At 56.5% G+C, this 20,906-nt stretch carries 15 protein-coding genes, 1 tRNA gene and 1 other RNA gene; 11 read left to right on the top strand and 6 right to left on the bottom strand.

The annotated features are described in order from the left end of the window. Nucleotides 1-8: 8 nt before the first annotated feature. The 3 genes from FrondiHNR_RS11750 to FrondiHNR_RS11740 form a co-directional block, all read right to left on the bottom strand. Entirely contained in the window at nt 9-674 is a 666-nt protein-coding gene (locus FrondiHNR_RS11750; protein ID WP_279352961.1) for a lipase, read from the bottom strand. Nucleotides 675-885: 211 nt separating this feature from the next. Next, entirely contained in the window at nt 886-3,450 is a 2,565-nt protein-coding gene (locus FrondiHNR_RS11745; protein WP_279352960.1) for a helix-turn-helix transcriptional regulator, read from the bottom strand. Between the two features lie 153 nt (nt 3,451-3,603). Further along, entirely contained in the window at nt 3,604-4,827 is a 1,224-nt protein-coding gene (locus tag FrondiHNR_RS11740) for an MFS transporter (RefSeq protein WP_279352959.1), read from the bottom strand. A gap of 215 nt (nt 4,828-5,042) precedes the next feature. On the opposite strand from FrondiHNR_RS11740, the gene FrondiHNR_RS11735 reads away from it, so the two are divergent. Together FrondiHNR_RS11735 and FrondiHNR_RS11730 are read left to right on the top strand one after the other, a co-directional pair. Beyond that, on the top strand, nt 5,043-5,639 hold the full coding sequence (locus FrondiHNR_RS11735) for a hypothetical protein (RefSeq protein WP_279352958.1): 597 nt from the start codon (nt 5,043-5,045) through the stop codon (nt 5,637-5,639). Between the two features lie 195 nt (nt 5,640-5,834). Continuing rightward, nucleotides 5,835-6,695 (top strand): serine protease, encoded by an 861-nt coding sequence (locus FrondiHNR_RS11730; RefSeq protein ID WP_279352957.1) that lies wholly within the window; start codon nt 5,835-5,837, stop codon nt 6,693-6,695. 205 nt (nt 6,696-6,900) lie between these two features. Here FrondiHNR_RS11730 and FrondiHNR_RS11725 read toward each other — a convergent pair. Continuing rightward, nucleotides 6,901-6,988: transfer RNA gene (locus FrondiHNR_RS11725), tRNA-Ser, on the bottom strand. A 238-nt stretch (nt 6,989-7,226) separates the two neighbouring features. Between FrondiHNR_RS11725 and ffs the strand changes: the two genes are divergently transcribed. From ffs to FrondiHNR_RS11690, 7 genes are all read left to right on the top strand, one after another. After that, nucleotides 7,227-7,323, top strand: an RNA gene (gene ffs / locus FrondiHNR_RS11720) — signal recognition particle sRNA small type. Between the two features lie 81 nt (nt 7,324-7,404). Beyond that, nucleotides 7,405-9,597: a phosphate acetyltransferase gene (gene pta, locus FrondiHNR_RS11715; protein ID WP_279352956.1), complete on the top strand. Its 2,193-nt coding sequence runs from the start codon at nt 7,405-7,407 to the stop codon at nt 9,595-9,597. Nucleotides 9,598-9,602: 5 nt separating this feature from the next. Beyond that, nucleotides 9,603-10,811 (top strand): acetate kinase, encoded by a 1,209-nt coding sequence (locus tag FrondiHNR_RS11710; RefSeq protein ID WP_279352955.1) that lies wholly within the window; start codon nt 9,603-9,605, stop codon nt 10,809-10,811. Nucleotides 10,812-10,821: 10 nt separating this feature from the next. After that, nucleotides 10,822-13,407, top strand: a complete 2,586-nt coding sequence (locus tag FrondiHNR_RS11705; RefSeq protein WP_279352954.1) for a DNA polymerase III subunit gamma and tau — start codon at nt 10,822-10,824, stop codon at nt 13,405-13,407. Between the two features lie 8 nt (nt 13,408-13,415). Then, entirely contained in the window at nt 13,416-14,012 is a 597-nt protein-coding gene (gene recR, locus FrondiHNR_RS11700) for a recombination mediator RecR (RefSeq protein ID WP_279352953.1), read from the top strand. A gap of 177 nt (nt 14,013-14,189) precedes the next feature. After that, the gene (locus FrondiHNR_RS11695) at nt 14,190-15,467 is read left to right on the top strand and encodes an aspartate kinase (protein ID WP_279352952.1); all 1,278 of its coding nucleotides are present in this window, start codon (nt 14,190-14,192) and stop codon (nt 15,465-15,467) included. Nucleotides 15,468-15,560: 93 nt separating this feature from the next. Further along, nucleotides 15,561-16,613, top strand: a complete 1,053-nt coding sequence (locus tag FrondiHNR_RS11690; RefSeq protein ID WP_279352951.1) for an aspartate-semialdehyde dehydrogenase — start codon at nt 15,561-15,563, stop codon at nt 16,611-16,613. Nucleotide 16,614: 1 nt separating this feature from the next. Here FrondiHNR_RS11690 and FrondiHNR_RS11685 read toward each other — a convergent pair whose 3' ends face one another. Continuing rightward, nucleotides 16,615-17,529, bottom strand: coding sequence for a metallophosphoesterase (locus tag FrondiHNR_RS11685; protein ID WP_279354552.1), 915 nt, complete (start codon nt 17,527-17,529; stop codon nt 16,615-16,617). A 44-nt stretch (nt 17,530-17,573) separates the two neighbouring features. Continuing rightward, nucleotides 17,574-20,093: a transglycosylase domain-containing protein gene (locus FrondiHNR_RS11680; RefSeq protein WP_279352950.1), complete on the bottom strand. Its 2,520-nt coding sequence runs from the start codon at nt 20,091-20,093 to the stop codon at nt 17,574-17,576. 140 nt (nt 20,094-20,233) lie between these two features. Between FrondiHNR_RS11680 and FrondiHNR_RS11675 the strand changes: the two genes are divergently transcribed. Then, nucleotides 20,234-20,425 carry a DUF4177 domain-containing protein gene (locus FrondiHNR_RS11675; protein WP_279352949.1) on the top strand — a complete coding sequence of 64 codons (192 nt, stop codon included), beginning with the start codon at nt 20,234-20,236 and terminating at the stop codon, nt 20,423-20,425. Further along, a complete protein-coding gene (locus FrondiHNR_RS11670; protein ID WP_279352948.1) occupies nt 20,422-20,895 on the top strand; it encodes a RidA family protein in 474 nt (157 codons plus the stop codon). Before FrondiHNR_RS11675 ends, FrondiHNR_RS11670 begins: the two co-directional genes overlap by 4 nt. Nucleotides 20,896-20,906: the final 11 nt, after the last annotated feature.

Raw genomic sequence — 20,906 nt, 5'->3', positions numbered from 1 at the left:
ACTAAACGTTAGAAACGGTATCCTACAGCGGTAAAGTTTTTGGGTGGGCTGGGGGTCCAGCTCTTTTGGTACTGAACAAGTCCGGAACCCGCCGGGTTGTTGGACTCGATGATTTGAAGAGTTCCGTCTGGATTATTACCCACAACCAAAACGGTATGAACACCATTTGCATAGAGGTGAGGGTTTGGGTTGTACTGATATTGAATGACGTCTCCGGGTGCAAGGGCATTCAGGTCTACGCGTGCCGCCCCCTTGTAGTTATTAACGGGGGTTCCGGACCCGGTCCATGCTGCACCGCCAGCAAGGAGCCAGCGTTGTGCGCTCATGATGCACTCGCCGGGTGCACTCCACCCGGTAGCACGCCTGGTTCCCACCTCGGAGTATGCGGTGGCGATAGCTTTGTTGACATCAAAGTTATGGCCGGCATTATTGTTGACAATTTCGGGTGCTCCAGCGGCGCTTGACTCCACCTTGACCGCAACCCCAAAAGACTGCTCTGCGAAGTTGTGACCTGTTTCTTCGATTTCTGTGTCGAAGGTTTGTGTGCTGATAAGAGCTGCGCTGGGTTCGAAGCTAGCGAATGTTGGTTCTGCCGCCTGTGCGGGGCTTGCGGTGAGAGATACGGTGAGGGCTGAGATAACGACTAAGATGACGTTTTTTCTACTAGCTTTCAATTCACCATACCTTTGTTTCACTACCGTACATAAATAATGACTCAAGAGATTCCTCTTGGGTCGATCTAAACAAGTATGCACCCCGATACGCTAAAGGGCAACCTGGCACGGGGGGTAGCCCTACTTCTATGAGGGGTTTAACCCCACTTTCCCAGGAATGGACGAGTGTATAGATTGGGTTCGCACCCCTGCGCGACGGGTATTTTCCCTGTTAGAGCAGGGGTTCGACACGGCTGATGAGCTCCTGTCGGTTATCCGCACCAATTTTACGAAATATTCGGTGAAGATGGCTCTCAACCGTCCTGACACTGAGAACAAGCCTCTCGGCTATCTCGTGGTTGGTGAGACCCTCCACAACCAGCCGGGCAACATCCATCTCGCGTGAGGTGAGCTCAACCTCGGTTTCGGTTGGGCCGAGCCACACACCAAAGTCTTGACTCGAAAGTTCTACCAGCGAGCTTGCCTCCGCGTAGGCCTGGTTTGCAAGAACAGTGTCACCCCGGGAGCGGTGGATGCGTGCCGCTGCCAGGTAGGAGCGGATGCTGTAGCGAATCAGCCCCGACTGGGTCATGTCTGCTGCAATCTCGGTGAGAGCCGCTGCATCGCCCGAGGAGAGAGCATCAACGTAGGCGATGAGGGTGGCAAAGAGGGGGCTGTCCACGTTTTCTGCCCACAAGTGCAGGGTGTGGAGGCGTGCTGTGTGGGGAAGGATCTCGAGCGAGGCCGTGGCAAAGAAGACCCCGGCCAAAATGTATCCACGATTGATAAGCGTTTCGGCCTCTGTCCAGAGGGTCTTAGCGCCTCCCGCCGGATCGCCGGTGAGGGACCGCAGTACGGATCGTGCCCAGATCGGTGACATTGAAGGAAGATGTCCGTGAGGAAATCCCGGGCGCTCCGCCTCCTCCAAAAGGGTGTGTGATGATTCGGAACGTCCCTGCCTGGCTGCAACAATCGCTGCGATGGCGAGGTTGCCGGTTTGGAACTGCGCAGACATGAGGGGAACCACCCCGATAGAAAGGGCAGTGCTCAGGTGATCTTGAAGCTCAGATGTCCGACCCTGAAGGCTCAGTGCAAAGGATATGGTCCAGGAGTGTGCGTGGATATTGTCGAGCTCAAATTGTGATCGGCTCTCAACCAGGTGATAGCGGGACCATTCAAGAGCCTCCTCCAATCGCCCCGCACACACCAGTGCGATTGCGTAGACAACGTTGCGATAGCGAGAGAGCGCCGACGTGACCGTGACGGGCCTCTCCAGCATCGCTAATGCCTGCACCGGTCTCCCCTGGACGATCGCGGTTCCGGCCTGGTACACCCGCGACATCTCACTCTCGAGAGACATCGGTTCAGAGGATGAGGCAATGCGTTTACTGTGGTTGTGGGGCATGCCAATGAGCACCGCGTCGAGATAGATTCGCTCGAGTCGTAACAGGTGCCCGCGATCGCCAAAGCGTGCTTCAGCATCTTTAAGGCGTCGGAGGGTCTCGGCAACGTCGTGTTTTTCGATTGCCTGATAGCGTCCCTCCCACAGGAGGTAGCTCATCTGGGATTCGGAGTCTCCGATCTGTCGAGTGTGTGCAAGTACGTGCTCAACTGTTTCTGCAGAGTGTCTCCAGGTGAGCAGGGCCTCCAGATAGGGTGCCGCGGTTTCCCAGGTGGGAGACTTTTCCCACTCCACTCGTCGCAGGAGCACACGTGAGTTCCAGTGTTCGCTGAGGAGTAGGTTAAACACGGCATCAGATTCGCGGATTGAGGGGGAGCTGCGGTCGGGCTGCGCATCGGCGTGGGCGCTCATGAGGTTGGCATCGTTACCGAGGGCGTCTGTAATTTCTTTTTGGAGGCGTAGACGCTGGGCACCGATGGAGGAGCGGCGAAAATACTCGGCAACAAGCGGTGGGTAGATTGCCGTCAGCATACTTCCGTGTGAGGGAAGGAACACCAATAAGTGCGCTTCATCGAGCTCTTGTAGGTTTTCCCATCCGATCAATCGTACTGTTGTCTCTACCTCGCTGTGACCCACGAGCGCAAGCTTATTAAGCGCCTCGAAAGCCTGGGGGCTGAGTGTTTCGAACAGCGGCTCTATTGTTGAAACGAGGGACTCCGACCAGAGACTCCGCTGCGCCGTCCAGATTTTATTGCCGTATACAAAGTTGTTTTCTCGCTGGGCCGTGTCGACAATCGCGAGCGCCAACCCGGGAAGACCGCCCGATTTTGCATTGACCCGGCTGACCACCTCGGTGTCGATGGTGCCCCTGAGATGATTGGCCAGGAGGGCATGGATATCGTCGAAGCGGAGTGGTTCCATTCTGAGCCGGGTGTTGGGGGTGAACTCAAGAACCTTGGCCGCGGCCAGGTGTCGAGGTCCCGGAAGCATGCTGCTCAGGACGGGAAACTTGAGCCGGTGATGGGCTGCCGCGATAACACCTATGGACGCGTCGTCTAACTCATCAAAGTCATCAATAACAATAATAGGTTTGGCGCCGGAGAGCGCCTCGCTCAGGTCGTCGACCGTGTTAGAGATGAGGGAACCCGATCTTCCCGCCCGATTAGCAAGGATGCCGGCAAGGTGTAGGGCCTCAAGAGGGCGGTCTTTGAGCGGACGGATACCCGCGATTCGAATAACGTTGTAGCCGTTTTGCTCGAGTTGCTGTACGGTGTCGGAAAGAATATTGGAGCGACCAGAGCCGCGGACTCCCACCAGGGACACGCTTGTGCCGCTCAGAAGGCTGGTCATGATGATTCGCCGGATACCGGTGTGAACCTGAAAGGTATGAGCCACGGGTTAAACCTTTCGTTTCGACGCCGGATATTAATAACAACAGTATGAATTTTACCAATACTCCCACATGAGGAGAAACATCGAATATGTGATAGGGAATATTATCAACACCTATGATTTACGGGAATTCTTTATCGGAGCTGATGATATTTTCTACTCATGCTGAGGGCCGGGACGTGCCGCGAGATTGTGTCGCAAGAGCACTATAAACAGTGCGCTGCAGGCTGCTCCCACCCCAATAATCACTAGCCAGACCCCCGCCGCCAATTGAAAATAGCCGGCCACACCGATTGCGGGGCCAAGAGTGATGCCCAACACCTGCACCGAACCTAGGTATCCCTGATACGTCGCAACACGTCCGGGCGGCGCAAGGGCCGTTGCGGCGGCGTTGGAGATGGGTCCAAAAATGTTTTCTCCCAGGGTGAAGACGGCTGCAAAGACAAAGAGGAGTGCTGTCGTGCCTGCAAAGAGCCCCGAGAGAGAAACCCCCAGCGCCATCATTAGTGCGCCCATGGCAAGAGGGACGTAGAGCGGTAATCGACGGGTGATGCCGCTGATGGGAAGGGCGGTGAAAAGAATGAGTGCTGAATTCAGCAGGATCAATCCGCTATAGATGCCGAGGGAACCGTGAATGTCACGTATTTGCAGGGGAAGTGTTGATTGGTATTGTGCGTAGATCCCCGCAACGACCGCAAATACGATAAAGAGGGGGAAAGCCACCCGTGTGCGGGGGCTTGTGCGAAGCTCGCCGCGCGTCCGAGCGGTTGTGAGTCGGATTGTCGGTGGGGCGTGCACCCGCACCCCCGTTAACAGGATGACCACAACGATTAGGTTTGCAATGGCGCTGTAGAGGAAGAGTCGAGAGAATTGCGTTTCGCCAACCAGAGTGGCGATCAGCGGGCTTGAGATAGAACCGATGTTAAGAAAGATTCGATACAGGGCAAAAAACGGTGTCCGCTGTGGTAGTGAGGTTGCTAACATCGCAACCGTCGCGGCCGCAGGTGGGAGAAAAACCTGCGTGAGGGCGCTCGCCGCGATCGTGACAATAATCGAAATAATCAAGCTTGGGCCTGTAGCCAAAAGTGCTAGGGCCGCTGCGTTGGCGAGTGAAGAGAGAACCAGAATGGTTTTGGGGGAGAAGCGGTCGGCAAGATGTCCGCTGCCGATTGATCCCAACATTCCTAGAACCCCCGCAGCCGTGAGAACTAGGACGACCTGCTCCTTGCTGATCGCAAGCGAGGTGAGGTAGATCGAACCGAAGATTGCGAGGAATCCGCCGGAGCGGTTGATAAATGCCGCCGCACCAATGGTGTACAGGGTGGGAGGCATCGAACGAATTGTTGCGAGAAGGCTGGGGCTTTGAGGAGAGTCAGGCATCAGAATTCTGTTCCTCCCGAATTTCACGCCCTTCACAGGCGTATACCGTGGGGTGAAGTTTCTATGCGACAACAGTATTGTTGTCTTGATTGCGGCATGGCTATCGCAGCCTAACATATCTCGTACGATACGTCTCTTGTAGAATCAGGGATGGTATACAACGGGTTTGAATGCCGGTCATCTCATACATGACGACGTCTAGAGAGCGGAGGACTATGAAGACGTCATCCAATAACCGTCCCGTTCGATTGGTTGCTGAGACGGTATCGGAAGTGCTTGGCCCAGCACCCCTGCTCTCCCTTGTTTATCTGCAAGCGGGACTGGCCGAAGGCACGCGGGGGGTTCTGTTTGCGCTACTACCGATTGCCTGTGTCGCGATCCTCCCCTACGTGGCACTGGTCTTGCTTGCGCGTCAGGGAAAAGTCTCTGGACGATTTATCTCAAAACGAACCCAGCGACTTCCTATTCTCTTAGCGGTACTGGTCCTCGCCGTTGCCGTGGTCATTGTTCTGGCTGTCGCCCGGGCTCCGGGGTCTTTGATCGTTGTAACAATTGCATCGACTGTCGGTTTGACTGTGGTGATGCTTGTCAATGTGTTCTGGAAGCTCTCTATTCACCTGGCGCTGGCAACCTTTGCTGCTTTTTACCAGTTCACGCTTCTTCCCGCCTTGTGGGCGGTGCTCCTTCTTGTGTGTGGACTACTTGCTCTTGCGTGGTCTAGGTTTGTGCTCGGGGCGCACACGGTTGCGCAGATTCTTGCTGGCGTGGGCGCAGGGCTGGTCGTTTTTCTTGTTTACTTGGTCATCCGATGAGCTTTTCTAGAGTGAGCGTGGTTTTCGGGAGATCAAGGTGGGGCTTTATGCCTGTCTGGGGGTCGTCGGTGAAAAGTATTTAGAGGCAAGTAATAATTAATTATTACTTGATTATTTAACATAAATAAGTATACAAATTGCTCCTTAGGAATGCTAATTTATTAAAACCTAAATTAATGAACTAAGGAGAATGTAATGTTTAAGCCATTGATTACGGGATTCGCCTCCGTGGCGATTACCCTTCTCTCTGTCACCGCCGCTGTTTCCGGAGCTCATGCACAGGGGGGTCCAACCTTCCCTGGCGGAGAAGCGGCAACTTTTCCAGAGGTCACCTCCTACATCATCGGAGGAGGTGATGCCCGGGCGGGAGAGTTTCCCTTCATGGTTTCGCTCCAAAAAGGTGGAAAACACCTGTGCGGAGGGTCGCTCATAGGAGACCTGGAAGTGCTTACCGCTGAGCACTGTGTTACGGACATCACTGATGTAAAGGACATGACCGTAGTGATTGGTAGCAATAACATCGCCAATAAGGCTCTTGGGCAAACTCGTAATATAAAATATATTGACAGCAAAGTATCAAACGATGTGGCTGTTATCACTCTTGACCGCCCCGTCACGGACATCCTGCCGGTCGAGTTCCCCACCCCGGGCACCGATGCGCTTCTCCGCCCGGGAAGTCTGGCAACGGTTATCGGTTGGGGAAACACCGATCCCAAACGATGGAATAGTCCAGAAATTCTCCAAAAAGTCGACGTCCCCCTGCTGAGTCAAACAGAATGCAAACTAGCCTTCCGGGATAGTCCCATTACTCTTACTGACGCAGATATCTGCGCAGGAAGAGCCAACGTCGATTCATGTCAGGGAGACTCGGGTGGACCTCTCTTCAAAAAGATTGACGGTGTGATTATTCAGATTGGAGTTGTCAGTCGCGGTGAGGGCTGCGCACAGCAGGGAAAACCCGGTGTTTACGCCTCAACATCGCATAAGGGTTTCTTAGATGACCTGGTTCAAATTTACCCTGAACCTACAGGAGTGGAAAAACTCGTTCTGCCCTAGGCGCCAGAATTTAAGAATTATCAATTATGTAAATAGGGGCGGAAGTATCGTGCTATCGCCCCTCTCGGCCGCGTTTTTCACAAGCGATGCCGGGTAGCGGTTCATCATGCGTAAACGATGCACGTGATTGGCAGATGGCACCTGTCGCGATTCATCTATAACCTATGTTGCGACTCAGGTGAGACCCATGTCCCGACTCATCACATGGCGGAGGATAGGGGATTCGAACCCCTGAGGGCTTGCACCCAACACGCTTTCCAAGCGTGCGCCATAGGCCACTAGGCGAATCCTCCAGGTGTTGTTCCGTGCGTGCACGAGCCAACCTCATGAATACTACCTGGAAAGTGGTCGCTATCCCAACTTAACCGGTGGACTAAACCTCAAACTACCAGAATCAAACGAGGTTATTCCCCGGCAGGGCGAAGAGATTATTCCTAGTGTGATCGGGTGATATCCGTGTGTATAAGGTGTGGATTTGATGAGTCTTATCTCCTCGAATAGGACGGAGCTCGTGGAACCGGATAGACTGGTACTGGCTCCTCGCGTGGCGCCATCCAGGCCAACTCCCCCAGGACGGAAACGTAGCAAGGGTAACCGGGCTCTGGCGGGTGCGTGAGGGGCCTTTATAATTATGGGCGGTGCCCGTATGTATAGTTGCGATTACCGTCCACCTCCCTAGCGCTTGCGCAGATAAATTGTAGGTGTAATCGTGGCTCGCAGCATTTATATAACCTCCGCCGAAGGGCACAGCGGAAAATCTACGGTGGCCCTTGGCATCTTGAACACTCTGATTCGTTCAACACCTAGAGTGGCTGTGTTCCGGCCCATCGCTCGTTCTACCTCCGAGCGAGATTATGTTTTAGACATGCTCAATGCCCACGCCACCGCGGGAGTTCCCTACGACGAGTGTGTGGGAACCACCTATGAAGAGGTGCACGCAGACCCGGAAGAAGCCCTCTCACGTATCGTAGAGAGATTTAAAGCGGTCGAAGCTCGCAGTGATGCCGTTATTATCCTGGGATCGGACTACACCGACGTGGGAAGCCCCACCGAACTCTCCTACAACGCTCGGATCGCCGCGAACCTGGGCGCCCCGGTCCTTCTGGTTCTCGGAGGACGCAAACGTCAGGGAAGCAACGAGACGCTGGGACAATCAGAACCGCGTTCAGCACTCGACATGAACCTGGTCGCGGAGGTCGCCGCCAGCGAATTGCGCCACGAGCACGCCACCCTGCTCGCGGTGATTGTCAACCGTGCCGATACCGATCAATTAGAACCCATCAAAAGCGCAGTTGAGCAGGCTCTGAACTCTCAGCAGACTGTCCCCGGACACGAATCAAACGTGGTTCCCGTGTGGACAATTCCCGAGGACAGATACCTGGTTGCCCCGAGTGTCGGTAGCGTGATGGAGGCCGTTGATGGAACCCTGCTGCGGGGGGATCCGAAGATGCTCGGACGCGAAGCGCTCAGCATCGTTGTGGCGGGCATGTCGATGGAAAACGTTCTTCCCCGAATTTTAGAGGGGTCGATTCTGGTGATTCCGGGGGATCGTTCCGAGGTTCTTCTGGCGGTTCTTCTTGCAAACGAATCGGCAACGTTCCCCAGTATCTCGGGAGTCATCCTCAATGGTGGTTTTACCCTTCCCGAGAGTGTGCAGAGCTTGCTCGACGGTATTAACTCGCCCCTTCCCATCATCGCGACGGGACTCGGTACCTACGACACCGCGCTACGGATCACCCACACCCGTGGTCGCCTCGCGGCTGATTCACCGCGCAAATTCGATAACGCGCTTTCTCTCTTTGAAGATCATGTCGACGGGGGGCGCCTGGTAAAAGCCATGCAGGTGCACGCTTCTCAGGTGCTCACGCCCATCATGTTTGCGTACGGGCTCTTCGATCGGGCTCGTCGGGCCAACAAACATATTGTGCTCCCCGAGGGTTCCGACGACCGAATTTTGCGTGCGGCCAGCACTCTGTTGAAGCGGGGGGTTGTGCGCCTCACTATTCTGGGTGATCCCGACCTTATCCATCATCGAGCCGCTGCCCTGGGACTCGACATCACCAAAGCCAGCATTATCGATCCGGCCCACTCCGATTTGTTGCCCAGATTTGCTGAGGAGTATGCGCGGTTGCGTGCACACAAGGGGGCCACCCTGGAGCAGGCGACCGACGCGGTCACTGATGTTTCTTATTTCGGTACCATGATGGTCCACCTGGGTCTTGCAGACGGGATGGTTTCCGGTGCTGCCCACACCACAGCACACACGATCAGACCGAGCTTTGAAATTATTAAAACTGAGCCCGGAGTGTCGATCGTGTCGAGCGTGTTTCTGATGGCTCTGGCGGATCGTGTGCTCGTTTACGGTGACTGTGCGGTCAACCCCGACCCCACCTCCGAGCAACTGGCGGATATCGCAATTTCGTCAGCGGCCACGGCGGCCCAGTTTGGGATTGAGCCCCGTGTTGCCATGCTGTCGTACTCCACGGGGGAGTCCGGTTCCGGTGCCGACGTGGAGAAGGTGCGTGAGGCCACCCGCATCGTGCGGGAGCGGCGTCCCGACCTTCTTGTGGAGGGTCCGATTCAATACGACGCGGCGGCGGATGTGGCCGTTGCGGCCTCAAAGCTGCCCGACTCGCAGGTGGCCGGGCGAGCCACGGTGTTTATTTTTCCCGACCTGAACACCGGCAATAATACCTATAAGGCCGTTCAGCGTTCCGCGGGAGCAACCGCCGTGGGGCCAGTGCTTCAGGGCTTACGTAAACCGGTTAATGACCTCTCGCGCGGGGCGCTTGTGGAAGACATTCTGAATACTGTGGCAATTACGGCGATTCAAGCGGATGCTGAACCCACCGAACCCGAGATCACCGGCCTCGAACCCGCAACCCCCGAGCGAAACGGATAGTCCATATGACCTACGTACTTGTTGTAAACAGTGGTTCCTCCTCGTTTAAATATCAATTGATTAACATGGCCGGTGAGTCTCGGATAGCGTCCGGTCTTGTGGAGAGAATTGGCGAGCCGGTCGGGCGAGCTATTCACACCTCTGTTATCGAGGGAGGAGAGAGCGTTCGCTCAGAGATTGAACGCCCCATCCGTGACCACGGCGAGGGCTTCCAGGTCATGATGGACGCGTTTGCCACCGCGGGAACCACCCTCGCGGAGACCCCCCTCAGCGCGGTGGGCCACCGCGTTGTTCAGGGCGGCGAGCGCTATGTTGCGCCCACCATCATCACCGATGAGGTTGCGCGCGTCATTAACGATCTCTCGGAGCTTGCTCCCCTACACAACCCGGCTAACTACCAGGGAATAGTTGCCGCCCGTGAGGCCTTTCCCGGGGTGCCCCACGTGGCTGTTTTTGACACCGCTTTTCACCAGACGATGTCTGCTGAGGCCTACACCTACGCGATTGATCGCGAGCTGGCAGAGAAGCATCAGGTGCGCAGGTATGGTTTTCACGGAACCTCCCACAAGTATGTTTCGCAGGCCGCCGCAGAATTTTTGGGTCGACCCCTGGCCGACCTGAAGCAGGTGGTGCTGCACCTGGGCAACGGAGCCTCGGTCTGTGCTGTTGACGGGGGAGTGTCTCGGGAGACCTCAATGGGGATGACGCCGCTTCAGGGTCTAGTGATGGGAACCCGGTCCGGCGATATTGATCCCTCCGTGTTGTTTCACCTGGCCCGCACCGCCGACTTCACCATTGATGACCTTGATCGTCTCCTCAATCGTCAGAGTGGTTTTATGGGGCTGGTCGGCACCGGAGATATGCGAGATGTTGAGACCATGGCTGAGGAGGGGAACGCGGAGGCGCAGCTCGCGCTTGATGTGTATGTTCACCGGGTGCGGCACTATTTGGGGGCCTATCTGGTGCACCTGGGCGGGGCTGATGTGATCACTTTCACGGCGGGGGTGGGCGAGAATGCCCCTCCGTTGCGTGAGGAAATTCTCAAGGGTCTGGAGTGGTTGGGCATCAAACTAGATGCTGAACGCAATGCTGTTCGCGGCGGTGCACGCAGAATTTCTGCGGACGACTCTGCGGTTGAGGTCTTGGTGATCCCCACCGACGAGGAGTTGGAGATTGCTCGTCAGGCCCGCGAGACGATCAGCGGTACCCTGTAGAATCACAAGGGTGGCTACCGCACTGTATCGCCGTTATCGGCCAGAGAGTTTTGCTGAGATGATCGGTCAGTCTCAGGTGACCGCCCCCCTCATGACCGCTCTTCGTACCAATCGGGTTAATCACGCGTATCTTTTTAGTGGCCCTCGTGGGTGCGGTAAAACAACCTCCGCCCGTATTCTTGCGCGCTGCCTCAACTGCGCGGAGGGGCCCACGGATACCCCCTGCGGCAGTTGCCCCAGCTGTGTGGAACTGAGCCGTGGCGGTGGTGGGTCGCTCGATGTGGTTGAGATCGACGCCGCTAGCCACGGTGGTGTGGAGGATGCGCGTGACCTGCGCGAGAGGGCGATCTTTGCCCCGGCCCGCGATCGCTACAAGATTTTTATTATTGATGAGGCCCACATGGTCACGTCGGGCGGGTTTAACGCCCTGCTCAAAATTGTGGAAGAGCCGCCGGAGCACGTCAAATTTATCTTTGCCACCACGGAACCGGACAAGGTGATTGGCACGATCCGATCGCGCACGCATCACTATCCTTTTCGCTTGATCCCGCCCGCTCAACTCCTGGAGTATACCCAGCAGCTCTGCGATAGCGAGGGGGTAAAAACCGAACCTGGTGTGTTGTCGTTGGCGGTACGGGCGGGCGGTGGCTCGGCCCGGGACACCCTCTCTCTGCTCGACCAGCTCATAGCTGGTTCCGAGGGTGACACGGTTGAGTACGAGCGTGCGGTGAGCCTGCTTGGGTTTACCCACACGGAGTTGCTTGACGAGGTGATTGAGGCGCTGGGCGGTAGCGACGGGGCCGCCGCTTTTGCCGCTGTTGATCGGGTGGTGCAAACGGGACAGGATCCCCGTAGGTTTGTGGAGGATCTTCTTGAGCGCATACGCGATCTCATAGTTGTTTCTGCGAGTGGCCCGGAGCGGGCCGCGGCGGTTCTTCGCGGTGTGCCCGAGGATGAGTTACAACGCATGTTTGATCAAGCCGCGGTTTTTGGTCCGGTAGAGCTTTCCCGCGCGGCCGAGGTAGTGAACAAGACGCTGAACGATATGACGGGTGCCACCTCTCCCCGGCTGCACCTCGAGTTTATGGTTGCCCGGGCGCTTGTTCCGAGTCTTGGTGATGCAGAGCGAGGTGCTCTCACACGGCTGGAACGCATTGAGCGTCGTATTGGCGTATCCGGGCCCGTGTCGGCTGCTGCAGAGGGTGGCGGTACGGGCGCGCGCGCTCCCCAGCGCACGGTTGCTGAGATTCGATCTGAACCAGTCGCGGGCGCAACGCTGGCAGCGCCGCCTCGTGCTGCGGAGCCGTCCCGTGCAACTCAGACGCCCGGCCTTGCCCCAGAACCTCGTGTTGCGGAGCCTGCGGGCCCTGTGGAGCCGCCTCGCGCCGCCCCAGAATCTGAGCCTGTACCCGAGTCCCGTACTGCGGAACAGTCACTCTTGATCAATGAGGCTGATTCCAGCGCTGAGTCTCGCCCCGATGAATCGCTTCGTTCTTCCGTGCAACCGCTTGCTTCTGAGGAACTACGTTCGGGAGAAGAAGCTCGCGTGACCGGGAAATCTCCCGCCGCAGCGCCCCCTTCCGCAGCAGCCGTGACGGGGGAAGCTCAGATTAGCCCGGTTACCCTGGAACAGATGAAACACTCCTGGCAGGAGATTCTTGACGTTCTCATGCGGGTTGATCGTCGAGCCTGGATGGCGGCATATACCGCAACGGTGCGTGAACTCAACGACGACGTTCTTGTGCTCTCCTTTCCCAGCGCCAATGACGTTTCGAGTTTTCGGGGCGCAACGTCCGGCCCGGAGAGCGTAAGTGAACAGCTCCGCAGCGCTATTCAAAGCGTGTTGGGTTTCCGGGTTCGGTTTATGGCACGGGTTGAGAGTGAGCAGCAATCTTCGTTTCCGCCACCGGTGAACTCCGTACCGTTCGGGGAGAGGCCGGCTGCGTCGTCCCGGGAGGGGGTGGCTGCGGTGCCCGGGGAAACATCCGAGGCGAACGTGAGCGCTCCGCAGGGCTCTACGCCGGTTGCTCCCGTCACCGAGTGGAACGTGGTGGCTATTCCCGGTGCTGACTCAGCACCCTCGCTGCCAACGACCATCGGTCGCGACGTGCCCCGAGTGTCCGTGTCGCCCGAGACCCCAGAGGTGCTTGTAGAGTCGGAGGCTCGTGAAAGCCCAGCGGTCCGTGAGAAGCCGGAGGTTGGTGAAGACCCGAAAACCTTTGAGAGTGAACCTTCCTCAAAAACTCCCGAGGTTTCCGCGCCCACCCGGAGTGAGATTGAGGACTATCCCCGCGTGAGCGATGACGAGGTACCTCCGGAAGAGGATTGGAGTCCACCCCCGCCGCCGGAAAACCCTGTGCCAAACTCACAGGTGTCAAACCTGCCGACACAGAGTGTTCCCGAGGATTCTGCCGCGCCGGGCAGATCATTGGCAGAGCCCTCCTCCAGCGCAGCCGCTATTCTTCGTGCGCGAGCGTCCACACCCGAGGTGGAGGAAAACCACGCGGAGAGCACCCGCTACGGTGAGTCTGTGGTGCGTGAGGTGCTGGGGGCGACATTTTTGGAAGAACAGGATCTTCCCGAGGAGACGGGGTGAGGTGAACGGTGTACGAGGGAATTATTCAGGACCTTATTGAGGAGTTCGGGCGTTTGCCTGGAATCGGGCCAAAATCTGCGCAGCGAATCACCTTTCATATCGTTCAATCGCAGAGCGCAGATGTTTCCCGCCTAGCCGAGCTGCTCTCGACCGTCCGCGAACGCGTTCAATTCTGCGTGCAGTGTGGAAACGTGTCGGAACAGGAGTTCTGCTCCATTTGTCGTGACCCGCGGCGTGATTCCACTCTTATCTGTGTTGTTGAGGAGCCTAAAGATGTTGTGGCGATTGAACGAACCCTACAGTTTCGAGGTCTGTATCACGTGCTCGGGGGTGCGATCAGTCCGATCGATGGGATTGGGCCGGATAACCTCAACATTGCGTCGCTGATGCGTCGTCTCGCAGACACTGAGGTGTCCGAGATAATCTTGGCAACCGACCCCAATCTGGAGGGTGAGGCAACCGCAGCCTATCTTTCACGGCTGTTTAAATCGATGGATGTTCCGGTTTCTCGGTTGGCTTCCGGCTTGCCGGTGGGAGGTGATCTCGAATTTGCGGATGAGGTCACACTGGGACGCGCTTTTGAGGGACGGCGCAGTATCGATTAGGCTTCTGTATCACGGTGTAAACCACTCACGGGGCAAAGCCCGGGTCACGTTCGGTGCGAACCGATCTGATGCAGTTACACGTGAGTCGCCTGTGTATGCACCTCAACGCATTTTTTGTGCCGTATTATTGAATTTTGGGCGTAAAATCAATAGCGGGAAACATTCGGAGAGAGCTATATGGCATTAATCGTGCAGAAGTTTGGCGGATCCTCGGTTGCTGATGCCGAGAGCATCAAACGCGTGGCCAAGCGCATTGTTGACACTCACCGCCAGGGTAACGACGTTGTTGTTGCAATCTCTGCAATGGGCGATTCCACGGATGATCTGCTCGACCTGGCTCACGCGGTCTCACCCATACCCGCACCCAGAGAACTCGATATGCTTCTCACCGCGGGGGAGAGGATCTCCATGGCGCTCCTTGCCATGGCCATTAAGGGAATGGGACATGAGGCCCTCTCTTTTACGGGTAGCCAGGCCGGTATGATCACGGATGCCACACACGGTGCTGCTCGTATTGTGGATGTTACCCCCAAGCGGGTTCGTGCGGCGCTTGATCGAGGTGCGATAGCAATTGTTGCGGGTTTCCAGGGTTTTAATCGCGGCACCGGAGATATTACAACCCTGGGTCGGGGTGGCTCCGACACAACCGCTGTAGCCCTGGCCGCCGCGCTTAACGCCGATGTGTGCGAGATATACAGCGATGTTGACGGCGTGTACACATCGGATCCCCGGATCGTTCCCAACGCCAGGAAAATAGATTTTATTATGAGCGAAGAGATGCTGGAACTGGCAGCGTCTGGGGCTAAGATTTTGTATATTCGAGCGGTTGAGTACGCTCGCCGTCATGGGGTAACACTCCACGTGCGATCCTCGTTTAACAACAACGAGGGTACCATCGTGTACAACCCCGAAGACGGCATTCCGAATGGAGGTAGTGTGGAAGAGCCCATCATCACCGGTATAGCAACCGACTCTGGCGAGGCCAAGATTACGGTTGTTGGTGTATCCGATATTCCGGGTAAGGCAGCCGAAATCTTTGAAATTGTCGCAAAGACCGGTGCCAACATCGACATGATCGTTCAGAATGTCTCGGCTGCGGCCACTGGGCGCACCGATATCTCCTTCACCCTGCCGAGCGGGGACGGCTCCCGTGTGATTGATGCTCTGGAGGCCGAGAGGGAACGCATCGAGTTCCTCAGTCTGCAATACGATGACCAGATTGGCAAGCTCGCGGTGGTGGGGGCGGGAATGCGCACTAACGCCGGTGTTTCGGCCAAGTTTTTCCGCGCGCTCTTTGACGCGGGTATTAACATCGAGATGATTTCAACAAGTGAAATCCGTATTTCTGTAGTTACCCGAGCCGATAGTCTGGCCGAGGCTGCACGCGTGTTGCACGCCGCGTTTGAGCTTGACGCTGATGATGTGGCTATCGTTCACGCCGGAACCGGACGCTAACACGCCCTCACACCTTTTTTATTGCTAACCTAATTGCACCCCGGCTGCGGCCTACCCGGATGAACCCACAGCGGTACGGAAAATAGAGGAACCATGTCTACACCACAACACATTGCCATTGTTGGAGCCACCGGACAGGTTGGCACGGTAATGCTGACCCTGCTCGAGCAGCGGGACTTTCCCGTTGCGAGCCTCCGCCTTTTTGCCTCCGCCCGCTCCGCGGGAAAAACGATCACATTTCAGGGGAAAGAGATTGTGGTAGAGGATGTGGCCACCGCAGACCCCACCGGTATTCAGATCGCTCTCTTTTCCGCGGGTGCTACGGGATCGCGTGCGTATGCACCCCGGTTTGCGGAGGCCGGTGCAATGGTCATCGATAACTCCAGCGCCTGGCGGATGGATCCCGAGGTTCCCCTCGTTGTGAGCGAGGTTAACCCACACACGATTGATCGGGCGGTTAAGGGAATCATCGCAAACCCCAATTGCACAACAATGGCTATGATGCCGGTATTGAGTGTTCTGCACAACAGGGCCGAGTTGGTTCGCCTGGTTGTGACCACCTTCCAGGCAGTTTCGGGCTCCGGTCTTGCCGGGGCCGAAGAACTTGCACAGCAGGTACAGGCAGCGGTTTCCCAGGGAGACCTCACGTGTCTTGTACATGACGGCTCGGCTGTAGACTTCCCAGAACCGGTTAAATACGCTAAGCCCATCGCGTTTAACGTGTTGCCCCTGGCCGGTTCGATTGTGGATGATGGCCTCGGCGAGACCGATGAGGAAAAGAAACTCCGCTACGAGAGTCGTCGTATCCTGGGGATTCCCGACCTTCGAGTATCGGGGACATGCGTTCGTGTTCCCGTGTTTACCGGACACTCTCTTTCGGTCAACGCCGAGTTTGCAAAGCCGTTCTCTGCTGAGCAGGCAACAGAGCTGCTGCGCTCCGCTCCCGGTGTAAGGCTGAGTGAGGTTCCCACGCCCCTGGGGGCTGCGGGGCAGGATTCCAGCTATGTGGGTCGTATTCGGGAAGACCAGTCGACGGCGGACGGAAACGGTTTGGCCTTCTTCGTCTCGAACGACAATCTGCGCAAGGGGGCGGCACTGAACGCCGTGCAGATCGCGGAGATCGTGGCGGAACGTAACTCTCGATAGTCTAAACGGCTGCCGGAACGAGGGTGATGAGCGTTGCCTCGGGGCGGCAGGCAAAGCGGACGGGTGCATAGATTGAGTGTCCCAGCCCGGCGCTTACCGTGAGGAAAGCGGCGCGCTGTTTGTGATGCCAGAGAGACAACCCCTTGGCCTGTTCTCGGGGCAGATCACAGTTTGTGGTGAGGGCCCCGTATCCGGGGATACACACCTGTCCGCCGTGGGTGTGACCTGCAATTAGGGCAGAAGCTCCCGAATCAACAAGTGTGTTGAGAGCTTTCTGGTAGGGGGCGTGCACGACGCCAATTCGGCTCACCTGTGGATCTTCATCTGCGGATTCTCCGCGCAGCGTGTGAAGCGCCGATCGCATATCGTCTGGCCTGTCGTACCCGATGTGTGGATCATTCAGTCCAAATAGCTCCAGCGTGCTGTCTAAGATTGAGAGTCGAACGGCGGAGTTATTGAGGGATACCCACCCCAGAGAATCTTCAAAAAAGTTATTGAGGGGAGCGATGGGGAGCGTGGGGTTTTTCATGCTTCGCTGACTCGGTTTACGCAGGTAACGCAGGGGGCTTTTGATCATGGGCTTGTAGTAGTCGTTTGAACCGTGTACAAAAACGCCCGGGGTATTCTCGAAAGGCTCCAGGGTGTGCTTGAGGGCAAACAGGGCTTCCTCATGCCCCATGTTGTCCCCGGTGGTTACTACGAGATCTGGCGCGAGAGTGGCGAGGCTACGCACCCAGCGCTGCTTACGAAACTGCCAGGGGGCTAAGTGAAGATCCGAAAGGTGAAGTATTCGTATGGGAGTGCGACCCTCTGGAAGAACCGGCATGTTAATTCTGCGCAGGGTAAAAAGTTGCCGCTCAATAACGGTTCCCCACACAAAAGCGGCAGCCCCCGCTACCAGGGCACCTTTGAGGATTGTGGTAGCGAGGGAAGAGCTGCGACGAGACTCCGAACCGGTCACTATTGACAGCTCACGATAAAGGTTATCTGACTGTCTTTTCGTGCAAGTTGTCCCTGGGCGGGCTCTGAACTTACAAGGGTGCGCTCGTTCTCGTTCTGTGGAAGCGTGCCGCCCTCAACGTCACAGCGGGCATTAGGCGGTGTGGTGAAGCCCGCGTTTCGCAATTCTTGACTACTGCGATCCCACCTGTTGTAGAGCGTTGGAATCTCTGTCAGCATCGCGTTACTTCGTAGAATGGTCACGGTGGAGTTTTCGGGAGCGCTTGTGCCTGCCGCCGGTGTTGTTCCCGCGACCCTTCCCTGCGGCTGGTTGGAGTCGGTTTCCCCACCATCGGCCACGGTAAACCCGAGGGGCGTTAGGAGAGCAGCCGCCTCCTCGTAGGTTTTTCCTACCGTGTCGGGAATCGTTACCGCTGTCCTTGTTCTGCTTGAGCTAGTGGGTTGGGGGAAAGCTTCGCCGCCATACTTTCGATCGGCAACGTTCATAATGTCCGGCCAGATAAGGTTTTTAGCATTTTCCACTCCCCGGAAGTTGCGAGTATCAACCTTACCGCTCACGTTTCCTACCCAAACTGCGGTGGATACCTTAGTGCTTGAGCCCACGAGCCAGTTGTCAACGTAGTCGTCGGTGGTTCCGGTCTTGGCGAGGTGCGGGGTGCCCAAACTACTGCGGGCTGCCCGTGAGAGCCCGTTGTGCACGCCGCTTTCCAGAGCGTAGGCAACGCCCGCAGCGACCGGGGGGTCGATGGCTTGGGAACAGGTTCCGCGAGTGAAGTCTTTCTCCTTGCCCGAAGAATCAACGATACGTTCAATTGAGTTGGGCTGGCACACCTTACCTTCGGCGGCAAAGCCACCGTAGGCGAGGGCCATTGTCATCGGAGCAACTTCGTCGGTACCACTGAAGATGGAGGAGAGGTTGTTCTCGAGGTCAAGGCTCTCTCCACGGTTGGGGAAGGGAGCGGCGCGGTGAACACCCATACTTTGGGCAAGCTCAGTGATGTCACAGATGTCGAGCCGCTCAGCCATGCTCATATAACCACCGTTGATGGACTGCTCGGTGGCGTTCAAAACGGTCCTGTTGCCCCGTGTGTTGGTGGCGTTGTCAAATTTAAACTTGCCACCACCCGCTACGCCTCCCGGCATACAGCGGTTTTTGTAACGCGCCATATTTACTTCTCGGGGGCTGACATTGACAACTTCGTTGAGCGAGTAGCCCTGTTTGATCCACTCCGCGAGTGTGAACGCTTTGTAGGTTGAGCCCGATTGGAAACCGCTGGAACCCCCGTAGAGACGATCCGTATTGTAGTTAATTGCGGTGTGATCCGGAAGTTCCTCTATATCGTTGAACGGTCTGTTCTGCGTCATGGCGAGAATATTTCCGGTCTGATTATCGGTGGTTACCGCGGTTGCACCAAGATCAATCCCCGGCATAGTTGCGGGGATCCGACTCTGCACGCTTTGCTCGGCCGCGCCCTGCAACTCAAGATCAATGGTTGTGTATACGTCCAAGCCGCCTCGGCTGAAGTTGAAAATCCGCTCGTCCTGCGAATTACCAAACTTGGGGTCATTTTTAATGACTCGAGTAACGTAGTCGCAGAAGAACGCAAGTCCCCCGGCCGCCATACAACCGCTGGTTCTTGGGTGGAGGTTAGGGACGATGGGGGTAGCCACTGCCGCATCGTACTCTTCCTGGGTTATCTTCTCGTTTGTGAGCATGGCTGCGAGAACGTTATTTCGACGCTCGGTGCTTTGTGGAAGATTTTCTTCCCTATCGATCCGAAGATTCTCCGGGTTATTTACTATGCTTATCAGCGTTGCTGATTGCTCCAGACTGAGTTGCGCCGCCGGTATGCCATAGTAATATTGCGCTGCAGCCTCAATGCCGTAAACGCGGCGCCCAAAGAGGGCGATGTTGAGGTATTGCTGAAGGATTTCGTCTTTAGAGTAGTTTTTTTCAAGACCAATCGCGAGCTTCATCTCTTTAAGCTTGCGATCAGCGTCGTTGCGGGTGGCGTCTTTGTACGCTGCGGCTCGTACTTCTTCATCGGTTTCTCCCTCGGCACGCTGCACCAGGATATTCTTCACCACCTGCATGGTGATGGTTGAAGCCCCACTCACCTTGCCTACACCCAGGGCGTTTGTGACGAGAGCCCTGGACATCGAGATCATGTCAACGCCGCCGTGTTCAAAAAAGCGGGGGTCCTCCACCGCGATCGCAGCATCTTTAGCCGCCTGAGGGATTTGTTCGGCGCCGACCTCAATACGATCCTGGTCGAAGAATGTGGCGAAGGGAATGTAGTCCTCACCCTGTTTTGCATACAGCGTGGATGCCTGAGCGAGCTGACCGAACTGCATATTTTCAGGCAGATTGTCAAAAATTGACACCACGCTGTCGGCTCCGCTGCTACTGAGGGCAACCACGGGAACAACGGAGGCTGTAACCAGCACTCCGGCCACCGCGCTCATTGATACAAACCCGAGAATTCCTCCCATGGCACCGCTGGCTGTACGAGATTTCACGGGATTCACTCTACCTTTTAAAACGCGTTTATATGAGGAGGGAGAAGTCATCATAGAATCAAACATAAGTGACAAATCTGAAAAACGCCCTATTATTACCCCGTAGATCACCGAAGATTACTGTTTAAGGAGCAGAAATAATGACTGAAATTCCTGATAATAACCGAGAAAAACCGCCCGTGTGGGAGTATTTTGTGACTCCGCTTATTTTGCACACTGAGGCACAGATCCTGAATAACTGGGGTGCCGAGGGGTGGGAGCTGGTTCAGGTGGTGGCCGGGCCTGCGGGCGGTAACGTCGCCTACATGAAGCGTCAGGCGGTGCAAGCATGAGTGTGATCGAGCAGCGCCTAGCAGAACGGGGTCTTGAACTTCCCGCTATTGCGGCTCCGGTAGCTGCTTATGTGCCTGCTGTGCGTACCGGGAACTACGTTTACACTTCGGGGCAGCTTCCCTTTGTAAAGGGTGAGCTTCCAGCCGCCGGAAAGGTGGGTGAGGGTGAGGGCCTGGTGAGTCCGGAAGACGCCAACGCCTACGCTAAGGTCTGTGCCCTGAACGGGCTTGCTGCCGCCAAGGGTATTCTCGGGGATCTTGACAAAATTATCCGCGTGGTTAAAGTGGTGGGATTTGTCGCTTCAGATCCAGATTTTTTTGGGCAGCCCGGGGTCATCAACGGTACCTCTCTCGCGCTGGGAGAAATATTTGGGGATGCCGGTGTCCACGCTCGATCCGCCGTGGGGGTAGCGGTTCTTCCGCTCAACGCCCCGGTGGAGGTTGAGTTTGTGTTTGAGGTAAGGGACTAGCAACCGTTTTT

Source organism: Lysinibacter sp. HNR (assembly GCF_029760935.1).
GTDB lineage: Bacteria > Actinomycetota > Actinomycetes > Actinomycetales > Microbacteriaceae > HNR.
This window is presented reverse-complemented; position numbering and strand designations above follow the sequence as displayed.

Bases quoted from the DNA above. Each gene is read 5' to 3' on its own strand.
- FrondiHNR_RS11740 (WP_279352959.1), bottom strand. From the start codon at position 4,827: ATGCCTGACTCTCCTCAAAGCCCCAGCCTTCTCGCAACAATTCGTTCG.
- FrondiHNR_RS11735 (WP_279352958.1), top strand. From the start codon at position 5,043: ATGAAGACGTCATCCAATAACCGTCCCGTTCGATTGGTTGCTGAGACG.
- FrondiHNR_RS11730 (WP_279352957.1), top strand. From the start codon at position 5,835: ATGTTTAAGCCATTGATTACGGGATTCGCCTCCGTGGCGATTACCCTT.
- FrondiHNR_RS11710 (WP_279352955.1), top strand. From the start codon at position 9,603: ATGACCTACGTACTTGTTGTAAACAGTGGTTCCTCCTCGTTTAAATAT.
- FrondiHNR_RS11695 (WP_279352952.1), top strand. From the start codon at position 14,190: ATGGCATTAATCGTGCAGAAGTTTGGCGGATCCTCGGTTGCTGATGCC.
- FrondiHNR_RS11690 (WP_279352951.1), top strand. From the start codon at position 15,561: ATGTCTACACCACAACACATTGCCATTGTTGGAGCCACCGGACAGGTT.
- FrondiHNR_RS11675 (WP_279352949.1), top strand. From the start codon at position 20,234: ATGACTGAAATTCCTGATAATAACCGAGAAAAACCGCCCGTGTGGGAG.
- FrondiHNR_RS11670 (WP_279352948.1), top strand. From the start codon at position 20,422: ATGAGTGTGATCGAGCAGCGCCTAGCAGAACGGGGTCTTGAACTTCCC.